The organism is Saccharopolyspora sp. NPDC002376 (assembly GCF_053593195.1).
The window spans coordinates 23,902-43,053 of the sequence record NZ_JBSFBZ010000006.1; the positions used below are offsets into that span (position 1 = coordinate 23,902).

23 protein-coding genes are annotated in these 19,152 nt (G+C 68.9%); 11 read left to right on the plus strand and 12 right to left on the minus strand.

Annotated elements, in window-relative coordinates; translation table 11 throughout:
- Positions 1 to 37: 37 nt before the first annotated feature.
- The 4 genes from ACWCO2_RS06545 to ACWCO2_RS06560 all read right to left on the minus strand — a co-directional run bounded on the left by ACWCO2_RS06545 (position 38) and on the right by ACWCO2_RS06560 (position 3,724).
- Positions 38 to 1,285 carry an amidase gene (locus ACWCO2_RS06545; RefSeq protein ID WP_450126702.1) on the minus strand — a complete coding sequence of 416 codons (1,248 nt, stop codon included), beginning with the start codon at positions 1,283 to 1,285 and terminating at the stop codon, positions 38 to 40.
- Entirely contained in the window at positions 1,282 to 1,581 is a 300-nt protein-coding gene (locus ACWCO2_RS06550) for a hypothetical protein (RefSeq protein WP_450126703.1), read from the minus strand. Before ACWCO2_RS06550 ends, ACWCO2_RS06545 begins: the two co-directional genes overlap by 4 nt.
- Before the next feature lie 27 nt (positions 1,582 to 1,608).
- Complete coding sequence (locus ACWCO2_RS06555) at positions 1,609 to 2,121, minus strand: flavin reductase (RefSeq protein WP_450126704.1); 513 nt, start codon at positions 2,119 to 2,121, stop codon at positions 1,609 to 1,611.
- A 139-nt stretch (positions 2,122 to 2,260) separates the two neighbouring features.
- Positions 2,261 to 3,724, minus strand: a complete 1,464-nt coding sequence (locus ACWCO2_RS06560; protein WP_450126705.1) for an ATP-binding protein — start codon at positions 3,722 to 3,724, stop codon at positions 2,261 to 2,263.
- Positions 3,725 to 3,857: 133 nt separating this feature from the next.
- On the opposite strand from ACWCO2_RS06560, the gene ACWCO2_RS06565 reads away from it, so the two are divergent.
- Genes ACWCO2_RS06565 through ACWCO2_RS06590 form a run of 6 tightly spaced genes read left to right on the plus strand, consistent with a single transcriptional unit; the run spans position 3,858 to position 8,884 of the window.
- Positions 3,858 to 4,997 (plus strand): acyl-CoA dehydrogenase family protein, encoded by a 1,140-nt coding sequence (locus tag ACWCO2_RS06565; RefSeq protein WP_450126706.1) that lies wholly within the window; start codon positions 3,858 to 3,860, stop codon positions 4,995 to 4,997.
- 22 nt (positions 4,998 to 5,019) lie between these two features.
- The gene (locus ACWCO2_RS06570) at positions 5,020 to 5,400 is read left to right on the plus strand and encodes a hypothetical protein (RefSeq protein ID WP_270950089.1); all 381 of its coding nucleotides are present in this window, start codon (positions 5,020 to 5,022) and stop codon (positions 5,398 to 5,400) included.
- A gap of 14 nt (positions 5,401 to 5,414) precedes the next feature.
- Positions 5,415 to 6,686, plus strand: coding sequence for an aromatic ring-hydroxylating oxygenase subunit alpha (locus ACWCO2_RS06575; RefSeq protein ID WP_450126707.1), 1,272 nt, complete (start codon positions 5,415 to 5,417; stop codon positions 6,684 to 6,686).
- Positions 6,679 to 7,194, plus strand: a complete 516-nt coding sequence (locus ACWCO2_RS06580) for an aromatic-ring-hydroxylating dioxygenase subunit beta (protein WP_450126708.1) — start codon at positions 6,679 to 6,681, stop codon at positions 7,192 to 7,194. The genes ACWCO2_RS06575 and ACWCO2_RS06580 overlap by 8 nt, the downstream gene beginning before the upstream one ends.
- A complete protein-coding gene (locus ACWCO2_RS06585) occupies positions 7,191 to 7,928 on the plus strand; it encodes an SDR family NAD(P)-dependent oxidoreductase (protein WP_450126709.1) in 738 nt (245 codons plus the stop codon). The genes ACWCO2_RS06580 and ACWCO2_RS06585 overlap by 4 nt, the downstream gene beginning before the upstream one ends.
- 14 nt (positions 7,929 to 7,942) lie before the next feature.
- A complete protein-coding gene (locus tag ACWCO2_RS06590) occupies positions 7,943 to 8,884 on the plus strand; it encodes a PDR/VanB family oxidoreductase (protein WP_450126710.1) in 942 nt (313 codons plus the stop codon).
- 237 nt (positions 8,885 to 9,121) lie between these two features.
- On the opposite strand, the gene ACWCO2_RS06595 is transcribed toward ACWCO2_RS06590, so the two are convergent.
- Entirely contained in the window at positions 9,122 to 9,409 is a 288-nt protein-coding gene (locus tag ACWCO2_RS06595) for a hypothetical protein (RefSeq protein ID WP_450126711.1), read from the minus strand.
- Position 9,410: 1 nt separating this feature from the next.
- Positions 9,411 to 9,662, minus strand: a complete 252-nt coding sequence (locus ACWCO2_RS06600) for a zinc finger protein (RefSeq protein ID WP_450126712.1) — start codon at positions 9,660 to 9,662, stop codon at positions 9,411 to 9,413.
- Between the two features lie 119 nt (positions 9,663 to 9,781).
- On the opposite strand from ACWCO2_RS06600, the gene ACWCO2_RS06605 reads away from it, so the two are divergent.
- Together ACWCO2_RS06605 and ACWCO2_RS06610 are read left to right on the plus strand one after the other, a co-directional pair.
- Positions 9,782 to 10,627, plus strand: coding sequence for a helix-turn-helix domain-containing protein (locus ACWCO2_RS06605; protein ID WP_450126713.1), 846 nt, complete (start codon positions 9,782 to 9,784; stop codon positions 10,625 to 10,627).
- Positions 10,624 to 10,818 (plus strand): DUF397 domain-containing protein, encoded by a 195-nt coding sequence (locus tag ACWCO2_RS06610; protein ID WP_450126714.1) that lies wholly within the window; start codon positions 10,624 to 10,626, stop codon positions 10,816 to 10,818. The genes ACWCO2_RS06605 and ACWCO2_RS06610 overlap by 4 nt, the downstream gene beginning before the upstream one ends.
- 150 nt (positions 10,819 to 10,968) lie before the next feature.
- Here ACWCO2_RS06610 and ACWCO2_RS06615 read toward each other — a convergent pair whose 3' ends face one another.
- The 3 genes from ACWCO2_RS06615 to ACWCO2_RS06625 all read right to left on the minus strand — a co-directional run bounded on the left by ACWCO2_RS06615 (position 10,969) and on the right by ACWCO2_RS06625 (position 14,320).
- Entirely contained in the window at positions 10,969 to 12,879 is a 1,911-nt protein-coding gene (locus ACWCO2_RS06615) for an N-acetylmuramoyl-L-alanine amidase (RefSeq protein ID WP_450126715.1), read from the minus strand.
- A 330-nt stretch (positions 12,880 to 13,209) separates the two neighbouring features.
- Positions 13,210 to 13,818, minus strand: a complete 609-nt coding sequence (locus ACWCO2_RS06620; RefSeq protein ID WP_450126716.1) for a TetR family transcriptional regulator — start codon at positions 13,816 to 13,818, stop codon at positions 13,210 to 13,212.
- Between the two features lie 49 nt (positions 13,819 to 13,867).
- On the minus strand, positions 13,868 to 14,320 hold the full coding sequence (locus tag ACWCO2_RS06625; RefSeq protein ID WP_450126717.1) for a nitroreductase family deazaflavin-dependent oxidoreductase: 453 nt from the start codon (positions 14,318 to 14,320) through the stop codon (positions 13,868 to 13,870).
- Positions 14,321 to 14,407: 87 nt separating this feature from the next.
- On the opposite strand from ACWCO2_RS06625, the gene ACWCO2_RS06630 reads away from it, so the two are divergent.
- Positions 14,408 to 14,575, plus strand: coding sequence for a hypothetical protein (locus ACWCO2_RS06630; protein ID WP_450126718.1), 168 nt, complete (start codon positions 14,408 to 14,410; stop codon positions 14,573 to 14,575).
- Positions 14,576 to 14,795: 220 nt separating this feature from the next.
- Here ACWCO2_RS06630 and ACWCO2_RS06635 read toward each other — a convergent pair whose 3' ends face one another.
- Positions 14,796 to 15,704 carry an LLM class flavin-dependent oxidoreductase gene (locus ACWCO2_RS06635; RefSeq protein WP_450126719.1) on the minus strand — a complete coding sequence of 303 codons (909 nt, stop codon included), beginning with the start codon at positions 15,702 to 15,704 and terminating at the stop codon, positions 14,796 to 14,798.
- 57 nt (positions 15,705 to 15,761) lie between these two features.
- The gene (locus tag ACWCO2_RS06640) at positions 15,762 to 16,313 is read right to left on the minus strand and encodes a chorismate mutase (RefSeq protein WP_450126720.1); all 552 of its coding nucleotides are present in this window, start codon (positions 16,311 to 16,313) and stop codon (positions 15,762 to 15,764) included.
- Positions 16,314 to 16,406: 93 nt separating this feature from the next.
- Between ACWCO2_RS06640 and ACWCO2_RS06645 the strand changes: the two genes are divergently transcribed.
- Complete coding sequence (locus tag ACWCO2_RS06645; RefSeq protein WP_450126721.1) at positions 16,407 to 16,955, plus strand: phosphatase PAP2 family protein; 549 nt, start codon at positions 16,407 to 16,409, stop codon at positions 16,953 to 16,955.
- Between the two features lie 290 nt (positions 16,956 to 17,245).
- On the opposite strand, the gene ACWCO2_RS06650 is transcribed toward ACWCO2_RS06645, so the two are convergent.
- The gene (locus ACWCO2_RS06650) at positions 17,246 to 18,382 is read right to left on the minus strand and encodes a DUF418 domain-containing protein (protein WP_450126722.1); all 1,137 of its coding nucleotides are present in this window, start codon (positions 18,380 to 18,382) and stop codon (positions 17,246 to 17,248) included.
- A gap of 115 nt (positions 18,383 to 18,497) precedes the next feature.
- Here ACWCO2_RS06650 and ACWCO2_RS06655 point away from each other — a divergent pair, with 115 nt between their 5' ends.
- On the plus strand, positions 18,498 to 19,100 hold the full coding sequence (locus tag ACWCO2_RS06655) for a TetR/AcrR family transcriptional regulator (RefSeq protein WP_450126723.1): 603 nt from the start codon (positions 18,498 to 18,500) through the stop codon (positions 19,098 to 19,100).
- The last annotated feature ends 52 nt before the right edge of the window (positions 19,101 to 19,152 follow it).

Genomic DNA, 19,152 nt, shown 5'->3' on the forward strand with positions numbered 1-19,152 from the left:
CTGCAGTTTCAATTGAAACTGTGGTTTGGCGGGGTGATCAGGGGCGGAGCGTTGACTCGACCCAGCAGGCGGTGGTGAGGAGTTCGGACTCGCGGGTGCCGATGAGCTGGAGGCCGAGGGGGAGGCCCGCAGGCGTGCGCATTCCTGGGATGCAGGCTGCTGGGAGGCCGAGGGCTTGCCAGGGGCGGCTGAGGATCGGGTCGCCGGTGGCGTCCAGGCCTGTGGGGGCTGGACCGAGGGCGGCTGGGCTTAGGACTGCGTCGTAGGTGGAGAGGAGTTCCGCTACGCGGACGCCTGCCTTTGTCGTGGTGTGGCGGGCGGATTCGTAGTCGTGCTCTGGGGTGGCCGCGCCGGTTTTCAGGAGGGTCGCCAGCTGCGTGCTCAAAGCGGATGACGCTGCCAGTTCTTCGGAGCGTTCGCGGGCGGCTTCGTAGGCCATGATCACCGGGTGCGCGGCGGCGAGCTGGGTGATCAGCTCCGCCTCGGGGAACTCGTCGATCATCGCGCCGGCGGCGCGCAGCTCGGCGCAGGCACTGGTCAGGGCGGCCGTCATCTGCGGGTCGATGTCGAACGGCTCCGCCGTCCAGAGCAGCAGGCGGGGCGGTCGGTCCGCCGTCAGGGCGGGGTCGGGTTCGCCGGTCAGCGCGGACCAGGCCACGGCCAGGTCGGAGGCGCCGGCGGTCAGGAAGCCGTGGCTGTCCAGGCTCGGGCTCAGCCCGGTGACCCCGTCGACCGGGAACCGGCCGCGGCTGAGCACCAGCGACGCGACACCGCAGAACGCGGCGGGTCGGGTCACCGAAGCAGCGGTCTGCGAGCCCAGCGCAAGTGGCACCTGACCAGCGCCGACGGCTGCAGCCGAGCCGCTGGAGGATCCGCCCGGTGTGTGGGAGAGCGCGGCCGGGTTGCGGGTCGGACCGGGCGCGAAGTACGCGAACTCGGTGGTCACCGACTTGCCGATCGGCACAGCGCCAGCCCGCCGCCACGCGGTCACGATCGTCGCGTCAGCCTCAGCGGCCACGGCAGAAGCGCGCAGCTGCGAACCGCACCTGGTGGGCAGTCCGGCGAGATCGATGATGTCCTTGACCGCGAGCGGAACCCCACCGAGCGGCCCGTCAGCGACCGGGGAGACGTCCGGATCCAGCTCCACCCACGCCCGCAGCTCGGGCTCGGTCTCGGCGATCCGCGCGCGAGAGCGTTGGTGCGCCTCGGCGGGGGTGATGTCGCCGCTGGTCAGCGAGTTGACGAGCGAGCGCAGCGACCATGGCTGCCAGAGCGGTTCGGTCACTGCTGCTCCCACGCCGCGTCGGCCACCCAGTAGTCCATGCCGCTGGCGCTGACGTCGTGCCGCCACTCCGAGGTCCGCCGCAGCTGCGGCTCCACCTCGGCGGTGACCGCGTCGGCCGCGTCCGGACCGTCCGCCGGGACCGCCCAGTGGACCCAGTTCAGCTCGCGGCCCTCGGTGTCGTGGACGAACAGGTCGACGTGCCGCCAGCCGTAGCCGTGGGTGTCGTTGTAGCAGGTCAGCGTCATCCGCGTCGGTTCGGAATCCGAAGCATCCGAGGTGTCCGAGGGGGTGGGCATCCGGCGATCTCCTTTCCGCGGGCGGGCTCAGGCGCTCAGCGGGGCTGCGGTCAGGCTGTGGAAGCGGCGCTGGAAGTAGACCAAAGCACCGCTGTCCTCGCTGGTCAGCACCTTGTCGGCTTCGACGAACATCACCGAGTGCGAGCCCTGGGCGCGTTCGGCGATGATCCGGCCGATGATCGAGGCGGGCGCACCGCGCAGGACCGGGACGCCTTCGGACTCCAGGTCCCAGCAGTCCTCGGTGAACCGCTGCGCGGTCGGCACCTTCGTGGCGCCGGCGAAGTGCATCGCCAGGTCTTCCTGGTCGGCGCCGAGCACGTTGATGCAGATCCGGCCGTTGGCGACCAGGATGCCGTGGGATCGGCTGGACCGGTTGACGCACACCAGGACGGTCGGGGGCGAGTCCGTCACCGAGCAGGCCGCGCTGACGGTCATCCCGGCGAGCCCGTGGGCTCCGTCGGTGGTGACGACGTTGACGGCCGCCGACAGATTCGCCATCGCGGTGCGGAATTCGCGTTGGGACGAGGTCAGCTCGGGCACGATTCCTCCTGTGGCAGGACGGTTACCGGCACCGTTGAGACGCTACGCACGAGCCCGCTGCCCGGGAATCGAGACTTCCCCGCGCCCGGCTGAGGATTTCCCCTACGGGCAGCCAACCCCGCGGGACCGTTTCCGCAGCTCACGACTCCGCCAGTGGCAGGGTGAAACCGAAGCGGGAGCCGCCTTCGTCGCGTTGCTCGCTCCAGATCGTGCCGTGCTGGCGCGTGATGATCCGGTAGCTCAGCGCCAGGCCGATGCCGCTGCCGTGCTCCTTGTCGGTGAAGGTCTGCTCGAACGGATCGCGCGGAAGCCCTCGGCCCTGGTCGTCGACGGTGAGCACCCCGGTGTCCCCGTCGACCCGGGTGGTGACGGTCAGCTGCCGCCGGTCCGGGGCGCAGACCGCCATCTCGTCGATCGCGTTGAAGCACAGGTTGAGCACCACCTGCCCGGTCAGCACCCGCTCGCAGCGCACGAGCACCGGCTCCGGACTGCGCTCCACCTGCACGTCGATGCCCACCGGATCCGCCCGCAACCGGACGAAGTACAGGCATTCCTCGAGGACGTCGTTGAGGTCGGCGACCTGCTGCACGTGCTCGAGGTGGCCGACGAACGCGCGCACCGAGCTGACGATGGTGGACGCCCGGTCGATCTGCCGCACCGCGTTGTCGATGCCGTACCCGACGCGCGAATCCGCCTGTGCCGCAGCGCGAGCACCGGCCAGGAAGTTCCCCGCGGCGGCCAGGGGCTGGCCGAGCTCGTGCGCGATGGCCATCGCCATGTCGCCCATCGCGGTGTAGCGCGCGTAGTAGTTCTCCCGGTGCATCTCTTGTTCCCGACGCACCTGACCGTGGACCCGCTCGGACACGTCGTGCAAGATCATCAGCAGCGCGTCGCCATCGGCTTCCTGCAACCGTTCGAGGCTGCCCTCCAAGTAGACGGGATCGGGCCGACCCGGGATCTCCAGCTGCACCGAGGTGACCGGATCCGTCCGCACCAGCACTTCGTCCCATGTGGACACTCGACCGTGCAGTCGCAGCCGCGCGTGGTCGGTGAGCGGACCGAGCGGTTCACCGGGCCGAGCGCCGATGAGCGGCAGCGCGGTGTTGGTGGCGAACCGGATCGTTCCGGCGGAGTCCAGCATCAGCGCGATGGTCGAGGTGTGGTGGGCCAGTGCGTCCACCCACGACGTGGTCAGGCGCAGCTCGCGCTCGACCTCCTGCTCGCGCTCGATGTCCCGGAACTGCACCATCACCGCAGGTCCGTGCTCCAGCTCGACCAGGAGGGCGATCGCGTCGGTCGGGATCACCCGGCCCGATTTGGCGCGGTAGTGCCACTGGATCCGGCTCGCGCCCTTCTCGACGGCCTCCTGCAGCCAGGCGCGGCCGATCACCCGGTCGTACTGCTGGGCGGAGCTGCTCATGTCGTTGGCCTTGAGCGGGCGCAGCTCGTCGACGCTCCACTCGAGCATCTCGCACGCCGCCGGGTTGGCCCAGAGGATGTCCTTGGTCGCGGCGTCGTGCAGCAGCACGCACATCCGGGTGGCGTGCACCATCGCGACGAAGTCCTGCGCCGTCAGTTCGGGCGCGCGCGGATCGACCTGCATCGGGCCAGCGTAAGGGCGGTGCGCGGGGGTCCGCACTGAAGGAATCCCCTACGGCGGCAGAGGCAATACCAATTCCGCGGTGGCGGGTGCGTTCGTAACGTCGGGAACCGTCCAGCAACGAGAGGGAGCTGAGATGGTGCACACCCTGCAAGCCGACGGTGTCACCTTCGAGGACGTGCTGGCGGAGCTCGCCGAGCGGCGGGTCGAGTTCCGCAAGCAGCGCTACGTGCCGAAGGACTTCATCGCCCGGCTCAAGGAGCTCGGGATCTACCGCGCCGCCACCCCGACGAGATTCGGCGGCCAGCCGCTCGCCCCGGCGGACTTCCTGCAGCGGATCGAACGGATCTCAGCGGTGGACGGTTCCACCGGCTGGGTCGCCAGCTTCGGGTCCGCCCTGGTCTACCTGGCCGCGCTGCCGCTCGAGACGCAGGCCGAGATCTACCGCGACGGCCCGGACCTGGCCTTCGCCGGCGGCCTGTTCCCGGTGCAGCCCGCTGAGCCGACCGAAACCGGTTTCCGGGTCGACGGCCGGTGGAAGTTCGCCAGCGGGTGCATGGGCGCCGACGTCCTCGGCGTGGGCATCCCGGGCGACGAAACCACCGCGGGCAAGCCGCGAACCGCGCTGCTGCGCCCCGAGCAGGTCGAGATCGTCCAGGAGTGGGACGTCGTCGGCATGCGCGGCACCGGGTCGTTCGACCTGGTGGTGCGAGGCGCCGAAGTGCCGCGGGAGTGGACCTTCATCCGCGGCGGAACGCCCACTGTGGACGAGCCGCTCTACCGCTACCCGACGATCGCCTACGCCGCCCAGGTGCTCGCCATCGTCGGCGCCGGAGTGGCCCGCGCCGCGCTCGACCACGCCGAAGCGGTCGGTGCCGGCTACGCCGGGGTCACTGGTGCTCCGAAGCTGGCCGACCGCCCCTACTACCGCACCGCGGTCGCTGGTGCGGAGGCCGCGCTTCGTTCCGCCCGGGCGTGGTTCTACGAGGTCAGCAACGAGGTCTGGGAGACCGTGGTGGCCGGTGATGAGGCCACCGACGAGCAGAACGCGCAGCTGCGGCTGTCCTCCGCGCACCTGGCGAAGACCTCCTCCGACGTCGTCGCCGGCCTGCTGGAGGTCTCCGGCACCGCGCCGATCAACACCGGACACCCGCTGCAGCTGCTGCACGGCGACGCGCTCGTCCCCAAGCAGCACGCCTTCCTGGGCCCGTCGATGTACGACGCGGCGGGCGCGGTCCTCATGGGAATGCCGCCCACCACACCAGGTTTCCGCTGACACCACCATGAAGGAGGTCCGCATGACGGCTCAGCCGCTCCGCGTGCTGTTCTGCATCGGCATCAACCAGAACTTCTTCGACCTGCCCACCGACGGCATCCAGATCGGTGACGTCTGGCAGGCGTTCGTCTCGATGATGGACCAGCTCAAGGCGCTGCCCGGGGTGGACTTCATCGGCGACATGGACGACGACTCGCACATGGTCGGACCGTCCGAGGGCTGGCCCTGGACCTGCTACATCCTCGCCGACGTCGACTCGCAGGAGACGGTCAAGGCCGCGTGCAACCTCTTCCGCACGACGCAGGTCGCCGACGGGCCCGCCAAGCTGTGGCGCTTCGCCCGGATCGAGGCCCGGATGGGCCGCGCGCTCACCGTCCGCGAAGACGTCGAGCTTCCCGACTGACCAGGGAGATCCCGATGACCGACAACACCACCGCCGCTGCCGATCTGGTCGCCGGGGACCGGGTCGCCGGCCGCCTCTACACCGACCCGGAGATCTTCGAGCAGGAGCTGACCAAGATCTTCGAGCGCGCCTGGGTGTGGGTCGCGCACGAGAGCGAGCTGCCCGGCCCGGGCACCTTCAAGTCGACCTACGTCGGCAAGCAGCCGGTGATCGTCACCCGCGACCGCAAGGGCGAGCTGCGCACCCTGCTCAACCGCTGCCGCCACCGCGGCGCCAGCCTCTGCGAGAAGCCCAGCGGCAAGGCCAACGGCTTCACCTGCCCCTATCACGCCTGGTCGTACGGGCTGAACGGGCAGCTGCGCGGCATCCCGTACCCGGACGGCTACGAAGGCGTCGTCGACAAGTCCGAGCTGTCGCTGAAGAAGCTGCGCACCGAGACCTACGGCGGTCTGGTGTTCGCGACGTTCAACGAGGATGCCGAGCCGCTGGAGGAGTTCCTCGGCGACGCCCGGCAGTGGATCGACCTGTTCATGAAGCAGGGCGGCGGCTACCCGATCAAGGTGCTGGGCAAGCACCAGTTCAAGTTCCGCGGCAACTGGAAGATCCAGCTGGAGAACACCACCGACGGCTACCACTTCCCGATCGTGCACCGGTCGTGGATGGCCTCCGTCGACGCCGAGACCGCGGACATGATGTCGTTCATGAACGACCCGGCCGCGATCACCCACGACCTCGGCAACGGGCACAGCGTGATGCAGATGGTGCCCGAGCACTCCGACCTCGACGCCGACGACGGCAGCGAACCGCTCCAGGGCCGGTTCGACGACCTCGTCGCGGAGCTGTCGAAGACGCTCGACGAGGCGCAGGTGCGCAAGCTGGTCCGCGCCATGCACGGCACCGGGTTCAACCTCAACCTGTTCCCGAACGTCTCGATGTCCGCGGCGTTCTTCCGGGTGTTGCGCCCGGTCGCGGCCAACGAGACCTACATCGAGCACATCGCGATCGGTCCGGACGGCCCGCCCGAGGTCGACGCCGTCAACCGCGAGCGGCTGCGCATCCACGAGCACTTCCAGGGACCGTTCGGCTTCGGCACCCCCGATGACGCCGAAGGCTGGGACCGGGTCCAGCGCGGTGCGCAGGGCGCCCCGGACATGCCGATCATGGTCAACCGCGGCATCGGTCGCGAGAAGACCAGCTCGCAGGGTTGGCCGACCGCCCACGTCACCGACGAGACCGGCATGCGCGCGGCCTACGGCAAGTGGAAGGAGATGATGGGCGATGACTGACGCGACCGCGGTGGAATCCCGGCTGTCGACGACCGATCCCCGCGTGGTCCGGGCGATCGAGCTGGTGTGGCGTGAGGCCGAACTGCTCGATCGCAAGGACTACGTGGCTTGGAACGAGCTGTTCGCGGACGACGGGCTCTACATCATCCCGATCGACCCGGAGACCGAGGACTTCGCGAACTCGCTCAACATGGTCTACGACGATGCCCGCATGCGGCAGATGCGCGTGACCCGCATGATCGAGGGCTACGCGATCGCGGCGGTCGACGCCGCCCGCACGGCCCGCACGGTGTCCCGCTTCGTGCCGGAGTCGGTGTCCGACGACGAGGTGGTGCTGCGGTCGGCGCAGATCATCATCGCTTACAAGCGCGGCCGCCACGACATCTGGGCGGGCGACCTGGTGCACCGGATCCGGCTCTCGGAGACGGGTGCGGACCGCATCGTGCAGAAGGTCGTGCGGCTCGTGGACAGCCAGGAAGCCGTTCCGGCAGCGGGATTCCTGCTGTGAGCGCGCAAGTCGCGGTGGTGACCGGCGGGGCGAGCGGGCTGGGCGAGTTCATCGTCCGCCGCTTGCACGCCGAGGGCTACCGCGTTGCGGTGTCCGATGTGGACGATGCGTCGGCGTTGGCCGCGGAGCTGGACAGCACCGGCGCCACCGCGCGCAGCTACCGCGTCGACGTGCGTGATCGCGCTGCCCTGCAGCAGCTGCTCGCCGACGTGGTCGCCGACTTCGGTGGCGTGCACATCCTGGTCAACAACGCCGCCCGCACGCAGGCGACGCCGCTGATGGAGATCACGCCGGAGGAGCTCGACGCCGTGATGGCCGTCAACTTCACCGGCACCTTCGCCGCCTGCCAGGTCTTCGGCGCGCACTTCGCCGACCAGGGCTACGGCCGGATCGTCAACATGGCCTCGCTGGCCGGGCAGAACGGCGGGACCGCGACTGGTGGTCATTACGCCTCGTCCAAGGGCGCGATCATGTCGGCGACCAAGGTCTTCGCCCGGGAGCTCGCGCCGCGCGGGGTCACCGTGAACGCGGTGTCGCCGGGGCCGCAGGACAGTCCGATGGTGCGGTCCATCGTCGGGGAGGACTCGCTGGACTCGTTCGCGGAGAACATCCCGGTCCGCAGGCTCGGCGACCCGGCGTTCATCGCCCGGATGGTGGCGCTGCTGGTCTCGCCGGAGGCCGCCTCGGTCACCGGGGCCTGTTGGGACGCCAACGGCGGCCTCTACATGCGCTGATGAGGGGAGTCGCGATGAAGGTCCGGGTTGAAGAGGTGATCGACGAGGCCGTTGGCGTCCGCGCGCTGAAGCTGGTCCGCGAGGACGGCGCGCCGTTCGACGCCTACCGGGCGGGCGCGCACGTGGACGTCACCGGTCCGACCGGGGTGCTGCGGCAGTACTCGCTGTGCGGGCGGCCCGCCGACCGGAAGTCGTTGCTGATCGCGGTGAAGCGGGAGCCGGAGTCGCGGGGCGGCTCGGTCGCGCTGCACGCGGTGGAGGCCGGCGAGTGCCTTGAGGTCTCGGCGCCGCGGAACCTGCTGGGCCTTGCTGAGCAGGCGGAACGCCACGTCCTCGTCGCCGGCGGGATCGGCGTGACTCCGCTGCTGAGCATGGCCCACGAGCTGCACCGGGTCGGCGCGGCGTTCGAGCTGCACTACTTCGCCCGGACTCGCGACGAAGCCGCCTTCGCCGATCTGCTCGAGCACGAGTTCGGCGAGAACGTGCGCCTGCACTTCGGCGTTCCCCGCGCTGAACAGCCGGCCCTGCTCGCTGACGTCGCCGGGTCGTTGACCTCGGCCGCGCACGTCTACACCTGCGGGCCGCAGGGGTTCATGGACCAGGTGACCGACGTGTTCGCCCCCGTCGTCGGCGAGGACCACGTGCACGTCGAGCACTTCACCGCCACCGAGGTCGACACCAGCGCGGACACGTCGTTCACCGTGGAGCTCGACACCGGGGAGGTGTTCGAGGTCCCGGCGGACAAGTCGATCCTCTCCGTCCTGGAGGAGGGCGGCGTGGACGTGGCGAAGTCCTGCGAGGAGGGCATCTGCGGATCCTGCGTGTCCGGAGTCCTCGACGGTGTCCCCGACCACCGCGACAACTGTCTGTCCAATGCGGACAGGGCTGCCGGAGACCAGATGGCGCTCTGCGTTTCCCGGGCGCTCAGCGACAAGCTGGTCATCGAGCTGTACTGACTCGTCGGGCGGCATGGCTTTTCTTAAAACGATTGGGAATTCCAGCGTTTGAGCGGATCGATGGGCGATGTCAGGCGGGCAGACCGCCTGGCATCGCGGGGGTGGCCGGTCGGCACGTCGGGGGAGGGGGACAACGCGCCGACCGGCCGTCAGAGCCCGCGTCGCGTAGTCGGGGAGGCTGCGGCAGGGGCTCCGGCTAATGGGGTGTCCGCGCGGATTTCGCGCGAGCACGTCAAGTCAGAGACGTGTGAGCGATTCGAGGACTCGCTGCTGAAGTTCCAGCGGCGGTGGTGCTGGAACGCTCGGTGCGGGTGGTGGCGGTTCAGGTCGAGGTTCGCGAAGTCGGTGTCGGCCGACCCGTTCCTGTTGTTGCTCGGCTTCGACATATGCGATGAGCTGCCACACCGATAGGTCACCTTCCTTGCCGCCGGAGTGCTGCGGTCGATCGGTCATCCAGCAGATGGTGAACAGGTAGAACACGACGCCAGAGGCGATCATCACGATCCCGGGCAGCGCAGTGGTCATGTCAGTTGTTCCTCTCGATCGAGCTGCGGTGAACGTCCCGAGCGATCCGGTGGGCTTCGGCGTTGCACTCATCGCAGGTGGGCCACAGCCAGCCGATCTCGGAGTTGTCGGCGGACAACTCCTCCCGGCACAAGGTCCGCACGGAAGTCCCCGTCGGATAGGCCAAAGCCCCCTCCGGCCGCCGATCGGTACTCGCATGCCGCCACCCGGCAGCCGGAGCCCAGTGGAAGGGATACATGACCTCACCTCGCATGGTCGGTTGTGCACCTGATCATCGGTGCATGCTTAGCATCTCGGTGCATGCACCAAATTGGCAATGCATCGAACGTGTGGTGATGTTGGTTGGTGAGTTCAGCCGATAGGATTTGGTGCATGGCCAGCACCGCGGACACGCCGCGCGCAAGGCAGCTTGGAGCAGAACTCCGAGAAGCACGCAAGGCGTCTGGACTGACGACGCACCAGCTCGGGAAGCTCCTAGGTCGGTCGCACACGCACGTATCACGCTGGGAAAACGGCAAGCTCACGCCGAGCGAGGCCGACACCGGCGCGGTGCTGGCGCACCTTGGCGTCACCGGCGACGAGCGCGACCGGCTGCTGGAACTTGCTCGCGACGCATCCGATCCGAACTGGGTCGCGCCGGGAGTCGAGCGTCAACTCGCAGCGCTGTCCGAGTACGAGCGCACTGCGCAGCGCATCACCAACGTGCAGCCGCTTCTGATCCCCGGCCTGCTGCAAACCGCCGACTACGCGCGGGCGATCATCACGGGCGCAGGCGCGACCCGGGGCGAAGCCGACCAGCGCGTCACCTACCGAATCGGCCGTCGTGATGTGATCACTCGACGGCGCAACCCGGTCGAGTTCTGCGCTGTCATTGGCGAGCACGCGCTACGTCATCCGCCATGCGACGACGTCGGCATGGTTGATCAGCTGCACGAGCTGTTGAAGTGGGCGAAATACGACAACGTGTCAGTCCAAGTCCTCCTAGCAGATCGCGTTTACACCCCGGCGCTCGAAGGGCCGTTCGTGCTCATCGAGTTCGATCGGACCAAACCCGTGGTGCACCTGGAGCACTACCGGTCCAGCACCACGATCACCGACGCCGGAGACGTCGACGATTACCGGGCAGCGGCGGATACGCTCCGCCGTGCGGCGATGAATCCCAGTGATAGCACGGAGTTCATCGCCGAGATTGCAGACAGGACGGAGCACGATCAATGACCACTACGCCCACAGGCTGGCGCAAGTCCACCCGTAGCGGGAACCAGACCGATTGCGTCGAGGTGGGTCGCCTCGGCGATGGGGCAGCGGTACGCGACACGAAGAACCGCGCCGGTGGATACTTGACCGCCGACCGCGAACAGTGGTCGGCGTTCGTTGCTGCGGTCAAGTCCGGAAGGTTCGAAGGCTGAGGTAGCACGACGAGAACGAGCAGCGCCCACACGGTGAGAGCGTCGCCATGCGGCGCACGCAGGAGCTGACCGGGTGTACGTCCTAAATGGACTCCAAAATGGCGGTGAGCGCGAACGCCGCAGCGCTCGCGCTCACTCGATCCTGGACGGTCAGGCCTCTTCGAGGTCTGACTCCTTCGCGTAGACCCAGCGGTGGTTGTAGGAGATCGGGACGTACTTCTCGCCGCCGATGACCACCGTGTGGTTGTTCGGGTCGTTCGCCCCGTCGTAGCCGACGTTGTAGTCGATCGCCCGGCTCGCCCGCCCCGCGACGTACACCTGACCCAGCGGGAGCTCGTACGGGAGCGGCTTGATCACCCGGGGCTCGAGGCCGTCCGGGTAGTCGCCGGGTGCCGGCAGCGCCATGCCGTAGGTCGGAACCGCGTCGCGAACCGGGGTCACGAGCTCGGCGTCATCGGCTGGGGCGGTGTTCGTGCCGTCCGGGTCGCGCAGCCAGGCCTTCTTGCCGTCGAACCAGAGCGCCAGCCAGTCGCCTCGGCGCTCCGCGACCGCGTACTGGCGGCCGACGGTGGCCTTCGCCGACCAGTCCTCGATCTTGGTGGTGCCGGGCGAGCCGGGCGGGTGCACCGAGGGCGTGCTGATCAGCGGGGCGTCGTCGCGCGGTGCGGTGCGCAGGTAGAGGAAGTTCGCCGGCTGCGACGGCAGTTCGCGGCATTCCTCCTTCGGCGGGCACTCGGTCACCACCGGTCGGTTCGTGTCGAACCGGGGGAAGATGGTCACCGCGTCGTCGCCGCCGGTGTGGCCGTCCAGCGGGGCGTCGAGCAGGTTCATGTAGTGCGCCCAGTCCCAGTACGGGCCCGGGTCGTAGTGCTCGCCGCCCGCCTGCTCCGGCTTGTCGGCGCTGACGTCGTCGTGGCCGAGCACGTGCTCGCGGTCCAGCGGGATGTCGTACTTGTCCGCGAGGTACTTCACCAGCTCGGCCGACGAGCGGTACATCTCCTCGGTGTACCAGGTGCCGCCCTCGGCGGCCCAGCCCTCGTGCTCGATGCCGATGGAGCGCATGTTGCGGTCCCAGCTGCCGGCGTGCCACGGCATGTCCTTGGTGGGCACCATCTGCGTGACCTGGCCGTCGGAGGAGCGGATCACGTAGTGCGAGGTCGCGCCGTGCGCCGGGTCCTGGAACGCCGAAATCGCGGACTGGTACGAGATCTCGGTGTCGTGGATGACGATGGAGTTGATCCGGACGTCCTTCGGGCGGTTCGCGGTGTCGTAGTTGCCGTAACCGCCGCTGGGGTCCTCCGGATCGGTCGGCGCGTAGGCGGCCGGGATGTACTGGCAGTCCAGCTCGGCCGGGCACTCCGGCTTGGGCGCGGTCGCCGCCGCCGAGGCGTCGTTCAGGTTGGTGCCGGACAGGTCCCGGTCCAGCACTGTCCGGGGGATCTTGGCGAAACCGACCCGCTGGCCGGTCGAGGTGGTGCGGCTGCTGCCGTGGTCGAGCGCCTCGTAGACGGAGTCGGCGAAGGACCTCGCACCGCTGGCCTGCGGGCTGCCGCTGAGCTCCGCGACGGCCGGGTACCAGCCGCCGATGGTGTTCGGCAGCTGACCGCCGCCGAGGCGCTTGGCGCGTTCGGCCAGCAGCGCGGCACCGGCCCGGACGTTCTGCTCCGGGTCGCGCTTGATCTGCTCCGGCGGCACGCCCACGAGTTCGGCGGCCTCGGTCAGCGTGTGCAGGGAGGGGTGGTCGGCGAGCTTCTCCAGCTTCGGGTTCTCGCGGCGCAGCTGCTCGAAGTCGACCTCGGTGAGGTGCATGGGGCCGTAGCCGCCAGCCTTGCTCTGCTCACCGCGGTGGTCCTCCCACCTGGTGAGCTGGTAAGAGGTGGCCAGCAGCAGCGGTGCCGGGACGCCGAACTCGGCGGCGGCCGATTCGAAGGCCCGCTGCTCGACGCTGTGGGGTTCTGCTGGGGAGGCGCCGATGGCGGGCTGGGTCGCACCGGTCAGCAGTCCGGTGGCAGCAGCCGTCACCACGGCAGCTCGCCACCAGTGGCTTCTTCGGGTGGTCAAGATCTTCGCTACCTCAGTGTTTTCCAGCACGGATTTCCGATCCGGACTGACTGGGTTCCGGAGTTGCTGCTGAGGAATCTGCCAGTCCTCGGGCAAGCGGCGATGTCCGGAAAATGGTCAGAGCCTGCGCCGGGGCGATCTCGATCGAGGCCCTTTCTTCCCACGATCTCAGAGCCTTTCCTCGAACCTGGTTCTGCTCTTCTTCGAAGCGGCGCAGACACTCAACCCCTCCACGCATCCCGCACCGCCGCGGGTTCATCGACGTTGTCGGAGGGGCGCGCCGTGATCGGCCCGTGATGAGAACACTGGTCAGCGATGAGGTGTGCGACTTCAGAAGCGAGAACTGAGGCCTGCCGTCAGATCTCGCATGCAGCGGACCGCGATGTCTGCGACTGCTGGTTCGGATGCGTCGGCGTCCATCGCTGCCCAGGTTTCGACCGCTACGCGGATCGCCGTGGTGGCAGCTGCTGCTGTCAGGCGAACTTGGAGGTCGGTCGGTTCCGCGCCGGTGCGCTCGGCGAGGAGTGGGAGCAGCTTCTGCTCCGAATCCTGGTTCACCGTCGCCCACACCGCGCGCAGGGCCTGATCGTCGGTTGCTGCGCGCAGGAGTCCTCGGACCCACTCGAGGGATTCCGCGTCGTCCGCATCGCGGACGGTCATCGCGCGTTGTGCCGCCTGCTCCAGGGCGTCCGGCAGGGGGACGTCGTGCGGTGTTTCAGCCAGGAGGTCCTGCCAGCGGCGGGCGCCGAAGTTCAGCAGCGGCGCGACGGCGTCCTGCTTGATGCGGAAGTAGCGGTAGAAGGTTCGCAGGCTCACGCCCGCTCGCTCCGCGATCGACTCGGCCGTCGTGCCGTCGGAGCCGCGCTCGGCGAACAGCGCAGCGGCGGCTCGGGCGATCTCCAGCTGGGTGGCGGCCTTGCGGCGTTCAGTGAGGCTCACCCGCCCAGTCTAGGAATGACGGCGCGCCGTGCCAGTCAGGCGCGAACTGTCATCTGCGCTGAACGAGGACCAGCGGCAACCGCTCAGCGATGTCGTCCGGCAGCGGCGCAGGACTCGCCAGGTCCTCGATGTCCAGCGTCCTGCCCAGAGCCGCTGCTGCGCGGGAGTGCGCGCGGCGGTACTGCTCGAGCCGCTCGCGAGCTTCGTCGACGGGCAGCACCACGGCACGAGCCGGAACCCCGCGCAGCCGCCCGGTCCACACCCGCACCTCGGGATCGGCCTTGACGTTGCGAAACCACTGCGACTTCGGCCCGTACCCGGACACCAGCAACAGCGCCCCGGGCTCCCGGCCCAGAACCTCCAGCGCCGCGTACCGGGGCTCCCCGCTTCGGCGCCCCCGATGCTCCAACATCATGACCCGGCTACCGAGCAACCACCCCAATCCGCGCTGGAACAGCGGAATCGGAGCCCGAGCGATCCACCGGGGAATGCGTCGCACCATGCCCCAGGTCTACCACCGATGCCCGAATTCCAGTATGGACTCAACCCTCGCGTTCCCGGGGAACGCAATTTCCATTGAAATCAGACGGTGGTTCCGATCCCCGGCACCCGACGCCGCACCCGCCTGGACGAGAACCTCGGCGCAACGGACCTCACCCTCACCCGGGCGGACCTCGAAGCCCTGGAACCGATCGCAGCCCAGGTCGAAGGCACCCGCTACCCCGACATGACCTTCACCTCGGCAGGCCGCGAGTAACCCCCGGCTGGGGGAAGTCCGGTCAATTTCGCGAGAAATTGGGCCAGCCCTTCGCCCGACCACCGCCCCCAAGGTGGCGCTTCGCGCCGCTGTCATTTACACCCGGGTGAACGTCAATTTCTCGCGAAATTGACCACTTCACGCCTGGCGGCGCGTCACTCGGGAGGGTGAGGGGTGCCAATTTCTCGCGAAATCGACACCATCTCGGGTGACGGAGCCATCAGGGGCGGCACGTCGTGGATCCGGTGGTGAGGCGGCGGCGGGTTTCGCCGAGGAGGTCGCAGGCTTGGTGCCAGTCACCCGTGACCGCGATGGCCAGCTTCTCCACGCCTGCCTCGGCGTAGGCCGCCAGCTGCTCTGCCACTTGCGCCGGGGTCCCGGTCACGACGCAGCGTTGTGCGGTTTCCGTTGGGATGCCGTGGGTTTCGGCGAGTTCGTGGGCCAGGCGCTCGGGCAGCGTCGGGTCTGGGCGTTTGGTGAGGGCGCAGTGGACCACGGCGGCCAGGCGGGGAGCGGGGCGGCCGTGCTGGTCGGCGAGTTCGCGGAGCCGGGCGGACTTGGCGCGGATCTCGGCCGGGGTGTGCAGGGCCGCGAACCAGCCGTCGCCGTAACGAGCCGCTCGGCGCAGCGCGGCGGGAGAGGCTCCGCCGATCCACAGCGGCGGGACGGGCGCGGGCGGAGCGAGCTCGACGGTCGGTCCGCCCGGTAGGTCCGTCGGCGAACCGGTCAGCAGCGACGGCAGGAGCTGCAGGAACTCGTCGGTCCGCGCGCCGCGCGTGGTCGGGTCGACGCCGACGGCGTCCCAGCCGCTGGAGCGGTCGCCGATACCGATGCCCAGGTGCAGCCGGTCGCCGCCGGTCAGGTGCTGCAGGGTCGCGATTTGCTTGGCCGCGCACACGTGCGGACGCAGCGCGGGCAGGTACACCGCGAACCCGATGTCGATGCACTCCGTCACCGCCGCCGCGGTCGCCAGCGCCAGCATTCCGTCCAGCACGGGGGTTCCGCTGGCGAGGTGGTCGCCGCACCACAGCGAGTCGAGTTCGACGTCCACCGCGTGGTAGGCGGCCTCCCGGATCTCTACCGCGGGAAGTCCCTTGTGCGGCAGGAAGATTCCGATGTCGATGGCCATCTGCTGCTCCCGGGGATCGTTGCTGACCCCAGGTTCCGACTTCGAGTGCGCTGGAGGTCAAGCGTCCTGGTCGCACAGGGACGGGAGCGTTCGCGCGAGGCCGGTCGTGTGCAGGTGGTCCAGCCGCAGTTCGGTGCGGGTCCGGTTGAACGCGCCGGCCAGTCGGCCGTTGCAGGACGGGTGGTCGCGCAGCTGCTCGGTATTGCGCAGTTCCAGCAGGATCTCGTCGTTCAGGCGGTCGATGATCGGGCGGATCTGACCCAGGTCGGGGCGCTCGGTCGGCTGCTCGTCGGGGTGCGCCGCCCAGTAGTCGTGCAGGGCGTGCTGCACGACCTTGCTGGCCTCGATCTGGTCGCGGAAGATCCGCTTCGACTCCGCGGGGTCCAAGCCCAGCTCGATCGACTTGCGCGCCACCGCGTCGAGAACCTGCTGCTCGCGGGCCGGATCGTCGATCGGTTGCCCGGTGCCCCACTTGGCGGCGGCCACCTGGTCGGAGGTCGCGACGCGCTCGGCCGCCGAGTGCAGCAGCGGGTCGAGCGAGACTGGATCGGCGTGCGCCGGGGTGGTGAGCGCGACGATGACGGCACCAGCGACGAGCAACGACCGCACGACGAACCTCCAGGTCAACGATCGGGCCGCGAAGCAGTATTGCCCACTGCGCGGCCCCGGGCCACCGTTTCCGACGTCGGTATTCTCGGTGCGGTGCTGATCGACCTCAGCGCGGACTTGTACCGCGCGATCGCGAGCTGGGCAGACGGAACCCCGCTGTGGGCGCATCACATCGCGCTGCTCGCGACGCAAGCCCTGCTCGCCGGACTGGCCGCGCTGACCCTCCTGTCGTGGTGGCGCGGGGAGCGCCGACCAGCGCACCTGATCCCGCTGCTGGCCGGCGTCCTCGCCTGGGTGCTCGCCGAGCTGCTCAAGAACGTGATCCAGCAACCGCGCCCGTGCCACACCATCCCGATCGAAACGATCAAGGCCTGCGCGGAGGTGAGCACCTGGTCGCTGCCCAGCAGCCACTCGGCGGCCGCCGCGGCCCTCGCGGTCGCCCTGGCCCTCCAGCGGCGGCGGATCGTGTCGCTGGCTGCGACGATCGCCGCCCTGGAGGGATTCACCAGGATCTTCATCGGAGTGCACTACCCCCACGACGTCCTCGCGGGGTTCACCCTGGGCGCGGTGCTGGCGGTGGTGTGCACTCGGCTCGGTTCGCGCGCACGAAGTCGAGGAACGATCGCGCCGGGCGCCCGGTGAGGTCCGGCACAGTCGAGGTGACCAGGTCTTCCGACCCGGCGCAGATGTCGACGTCCATCGGGGCCAGCGCAGCGGCGAAATCCGCGGATCGGACCAGTCGAAGCGCACCTGGTCGGGATCGGAGCTGGGGTGCTGACTGGCGATCCGCACCGCAATCCCGCGTTCGCGCAGCAGCGCGGCGAGCGGGCGCCTGGCCTTCCCGGTGCCACCGATGATCAGCACGGTCATGCGCGCACCTTCGTCGACCAGCTCGTCAGACAGGTTCTCAGGGAAAATTGGAAGCCCAGCACTCAGTGCTGGGGCAGGCGGTAGGCCCAGTGCCAGGCTGCTTCGAGGGGGCCTCGTTCGAAGTGGCGGAGCCACCACCTCGCCAGGGACATGAACGTCGCGCAGATCGCCGCCCAGGCCAGCAGGACCCACCACGGCCGGGCCCAGTCCAGACGGTCTGCGAGCCCCAAACCCCAGCCGTAGCAGAGGATCGCGGCCATCAGGTTCTGGAATACGTAGCAGGACAAGGCAGTTCGTCCGACTGACGTCAGTCCTCGGTGCAGCACACCGGGTTCACCGCGCAGCTTCGCCAGCACCGTCGGGATCAGGCCGAGGAGTCCGAGCGCGATGATCGGCGGCAGGATGTAGCGGTCCACCATGAACCAGCTCGGCCCGGCGAAGGTCGTCACCAGGTTCAGCGGCGCGCCGATGCCGAAACCGAACAGCATCAACCGGTTTCGCAGCTGCTGGCGGTCGGCGTCGAACACCCCGGCCCGGTACAGCCGCGCACCGGCCAGGTACAGCAGCGTCGACAGCGGGATCATGAAGAGGACCTCCGCGCGGAACACGTTCCAGTCGGTCAGGCGCACCGAGACCTGCTCCAGGTAGCTGCCGTGCGAGTAGCGGTCGGTCGACTGCATGGTCAGCGACACGTGACCGCGCAGCATCCCGAGGGTGGTCAGCCCGATGAACGCGACGTGCACGGTGCCCATCGCGATCATCCAGCCGCGCTGCGCCCGGTCGCTGCGGCCGATGAGGTAGGCGACCAGGATTGAGGTCACCGCGTAGCTCATCAGCACGTCGTACTCGAAGATCAGCACGTAGTGCAGCAGGCCCTCGGTGAACAGCAGCGCGGCCCGCCACAGGTACCACCCGGGCCACTTGCCGCCGCGTCGCCGCGTGGAGCGGTACTGCAGCTCCAGCCCGATGCCGAACAGCAGCGTGAGCAGCGCGAGGAACTTCCCGTTCGCGAGCCAGCGCAGCACCACTTCGACGTGCGAGGCGCCGCTGCCGAGCGTGGTGCTCAGGGCGGCTGCCGGGCCCTGCGGGTTGGTGAAGATCCAGATATTGGTGCCGAGCGTGCCTAGGATTGCCACACCGCGGATGACGTCGAGTGCGGCTATTCGCGTGCTGGTGGGTGCCTGTTGCAGGGCTGTCATGGGTTCCCCAGTGAGTCGAGATCACTCCGCTGATAACGGAGGGTTACGATGCAAGTGCATGGTAAACGCTTCGCCGGGCGACTTGCAATGCAGCTGCATTGGAAAGGTTGATGAGGTGCCGAAACAGGTCGACCACGAAGCGCGGCGCGTCCAGATCGCCGAAGCGCTGCTGCGCCTGGTCAGTCGCGGCGGGCTGGAGTCGGTGAGTCTGCGCGACGTCGCCGCAGAAGCGGGCATCTCGATGGGCGCGGTGCAGCACTACTTCAAGACGAAGGAGCAGATGCTCCTGCACGCGATGGAACACGTGAACAAACGCGCTGGTGAGCGGGTCGTGGCCACGCTGGACGAGCACGGCGAACGCGCGTCCGCGCGGCAGAAGGTGCGCACCGTGATGCTCGAGATGCTCGCGCTCACCGAGGACAGCCGGATGGAGTTCCTGACGCACCTGGCGTTCTTCCAGCGCGCGCTCACCTCGGCCGAGCTCAGCGCGATGTACCGCGAGCGGTGGCCGGAGCTGGAGCGGTGGCTGGCCGGAGAGCTGCGGGCGGCGCAGGAGTCGGGCGAGCTACCGGCCGACCGCGATCCGGTCCGGGAGGCGGAGGTGCTGTTGACCGTCCCCGACGGCCTGTCGATCGGCCTCCTGCTCGGCCACCGCACCGGCGAGGAGTCGATCGCCACGATCGACTACTGCCTCGACCGCCTCTTCGGCACCAGCTGACCGTCCCCGTCCAGTGCTCCGCCGTCCGGCGTCACGCAATTCAATGGAAATC